Source organism: Caulobacter sp. P1_B12_2 (assembly GCF_056406675.1).
Map to the genome: position 1 here is coordinate 1 of NZ_JBFTZS010000519.1, position 2,951 is coordinate 2,951.

Sequence of the window (2,951 nt, forward strand, 5' to 3'; positions counted from 1 at the left end):
TTCCAACGCTGGGCGAGCATGAACTCCTCGTCCTTGGGGAGCATCGGGAACTTGCGGATTTCGGTGAGATAACGCGACAGGCCGCCGCCAGGTCCCGATCGCCCAGCATCAGGTTCGACAGCCACAGGGTCAGGCAATCGACCACCACGACGTCGCCGGCGCCCAGGCCGCCCAGCGCCTCGACCAGATCCAGCGGAGCCTCCAGGGTCGTCCAGGCCGGTCCACGATCCTCACGGTGCCGTTCGATCCGCTCGGCCATCTCCGAATCGAAGGCCTGCGCCGTGGCGACCATGACCAGCCGGCCGCCGGTTTCCACGCTCAAGGCCTCGGCCGCACCCTGGGCAAAGGCGCTCTTGCCGGATCGGGCTCCGCCCAGAACGAGGGTAAAGGGCAAGACGTTCTCCAGATTGCCCAGTCAGATTGACCGTGTGCGGCGCAGCATATAGTGCAGCTCTCGCGACAGGTTCCTCGAAAGAGGATGAAAAGGGAACTCGGGTGTGAAACCCGGGCTGCCCCCGCAACTGTAAGCGGCGAGCCCGCGTGTCATAAGCCACTGGCCTTTCTCTCCAAGAACAACTGGGGAGAGCAGCTGGGAAGGCGACACGCACCGGCATTGACCCGCGAGCCAGGAGACCTGCCCGTCGCAGTCGTCCTTCGTCCGGCCGGGGTGCGCCGTACGATGGGGTTCTTTCCCCCGAGGCGACATCGTCAGGCCGGTCCGAATTCTCGGGCCAGCCTTCGTTGCTGCGCACGGAGGATTTGAAAATGCGCTCGATTTCCGTCTTGGCCCTGGTGGCCGCCCTTCCCGTTCTCGCCTTGCCGAGCCAGGTGCTGGCCGCCGAGACCGTCGACGCGGCCAACGAGGTCGACCAGGTGGTCGTCACCGCCGGGCGCGCCGCCGACAAGCTGTCCGAAACGCCCGTCAGCATGACGGTGATCACCGCCGAGACCCTGCGCCAGCGCCAGGCCGTCGTGGTTTCCGACCTGCTGTCGCGCACCCCCGGCGTCACCGTCACCCGCAACGGCGGCGTGGGCGGTTCGACCCAGGTGCGCATCCGCGGCGCCGAGAGCGACCAGACCGCCGTGCTGATCGACGGCGTCAAGCTGAACGACCCGTCTTCGACGGGCGGCGGCTACAACTTCTCCACCCTGCTGGCCGGCGACGTCGACCGCATCGAGGTGCTGCGCGGTCCGCAATCCACCCTGTGGGGCAGCCAGGCCATCGGCGGCGTGGTCAGCATGATCACCAAGACCCCGGACGGCCCTCTTTCGGGCGACGCCACGGTCGAGGGCGGTTCGCGCGCCACGGCCTACGCCCGCGTCGGCGTTGGCGCCGGCGGGGCCTGGGGCGGCTGGCGCCTGGCGGCTGGGTCCTACACCACCGCCGGCATCTCCAACTTCAGCGAGGCCCGAGGCGGCAAGGAGAAGGACGGCTATCACAACAACGCGATCAGCGGCCGCCTGGACCTGAACGTGACCGACTGGGCCGCTCTCGACGCGCGCCTGTCCTACGCCGCCGGCCGCAACGAGTACGACAGCTCGCTGCCCGCCCCGCCCTATGCGCTGGGCGACACCGCCGACTACGGCAAGACCAAGGAGCTGGTCGGCTATGYCGGCACGCGCCTGTCCAACTTCGGCGGCGCGCTGAACAGCCGGATCGGCTACGCCTACACTCAGACCGACCGCGACAACTACGACCCCACATCGAGCGCGCCCAAGACCTTCGACTCGCGCGGCACCGACAACAGCCTGGAATATCAGGGCATCTGGACGATCAGCCCGATCTGGCGCGCGGTGTTCGGGGCCGAGACCGAGCGCACGTGGTTCCGCACCGCCTCGCCCTCGTTCAGCACCGACGTCGACCGCCACGCCACCGGCATGGACAGCATCTACGGCCAACTTCAGGCCAAGCTGGTCGAAGGCCTGACCCTGACGGGCGGCGTACGCCACGACGACCACGACACCTTCGGCGGCGCCACCACCTATCAAGCGGGCGCGGCCTGGAGCTTGAACGACGGCGCCACGGTGTTTCGCGCCAACTACGGCGAGGGCTTCAAGGCGCCCTCGCTGTACCAGCTGTACAGCGACTACGGGAACACGGCGCTCAAGCCGGAGGAAGCCAAGAGCTGGGACCTCAGCGTCGAGCACAGCCTCCTGGACGGCCGCCTGCGCGGCGCGATCACCTATTTCAGCCGCGACACCAAGAACCAGATCGACTTCCAGTCCAACAACACCCCGCCCAACTACGGCGGCTACGCCAACACGGCCAAGACCCAGGCCGACGGCGTCGAGGTGGAAGGCAGCTTCGAGGTCAGCGCGTTGCTGACCCTGTCGGCCAACTACACCAACATGGACGCGGTCAATAAGTCGGCCGGCTCCAACTACGGCAAGGATCTGAGCCGTCGGGCCGGCGAGACCGCCTCGGCGGACGCCGAACTCAGCCTCACCAACGGCCTGACCGGCGGCGTGACGGTGCAGTACGTCGGCCACAGCTTCAACAACGCCTCCAACACCCAGCGTCTGAAGAGCTATGTGCTGACCGACGTGCGGATCGCCTATCCGATCAACGACACGTTCGAGCTGTACGGCCGGGTCGAGAACCTGTTCGACCAGCAGTACGAGACCCTCACCGGCTACGGGACCCTGGGTCGCGGCGCCTTCGCGGGCGTGCGAGCCAGGTTCTAGCGATGGCGACGCCGGCGGCCTTCCTCGGCCACGGCGGACGCCTCGGGGCGGCGCGGACGGCATGGCCGGACGCGCCGGCGCCCTGGCTCGACCTGTCGACGGGGATCAATCCCTGCCCCTACCCGGTCCCGGCGCTCGCGTCGGAGACCTGGTCGCGGCTGCCTGATCCCCAGACCCTCCAGATCCTGGAGCAGGCGGCGGCCAAGGCGTTCGGCGTCGAGGATCCGGCCCGGGTCGTCGCGGCGGCCGGCAGCGAGGCGCTGATC

At 68.3% G+C, this 2,951-nt stretch carries 2 protein-coding genes, 2 pseudogenes and 1 riboswitch; of the genes and pseudogenes, 2 read left to right on the forward strand and 2 right to left on the reverse strand.

Going from position 1 to position 2,951, the window contains the following annotated elements:
- Together AC1DZ6_RS22570 and AC1DZ6_RS22575 are read right to left on the reverse strand one after the other, a co-directional pair.
- Positions 1 to 125: sigma-70 factor domain-containing protein (locus AC1DZ6_RS22570; protein ID WP_477099358.1), on the reverse strand; the 125-nt coding region annotated here is incomplete at its 3' end.
- A 29-nt stretch (positions 126 to 154) separates the two neighbouring features.
- A pseudogene (locus tag AC1DZ6_RS22575) lies at positions 155 to 394 on the reverse strand (bifunctional adenosylcobinamide kinase/adenosylcobinamide-phosphate guanylyltransferase); the annotation flags it as partial.
- Between the two features lie 50 nt (positions 395 to 444).
- Positions 445 to 656, forward strand: a riboswitch (cobalamin riboswitch).
- A gap of 109 nt (positions 657 to 765) precedes the next feature.
- Here AC1DZ6_RS22575 and AC1DZ6_RS22580 point away from each other — a divergent pair.
- Together AC1DZ6_RS22580 and AC1DZ6_RS22585 are read left to right on the forward strand one after the other, a co-directional pair.
- Positions 766 to 2,685 carry a TonB-dependent receptor plug domain-containing protein gene (locus AC1DZ6_RS22580; RefSeq protein WP_477099357.1) on the forward strand — a complete coding sequence of 640 codons (1,920 nt, stop codon included), beginning with the start codon at positions 766 to 768 and terminating at the stop codon, positions 2,683 to 2,685.
- Positions 2,686 to 2,687: 2 nt separating this feature from the next.
- A pseudogene (locus AC1DZ6_RS22585) lies at positions 2,688 to 2,951 on the forward strand (threonine-phosphate decarboxylase); the annotation flags it as partial.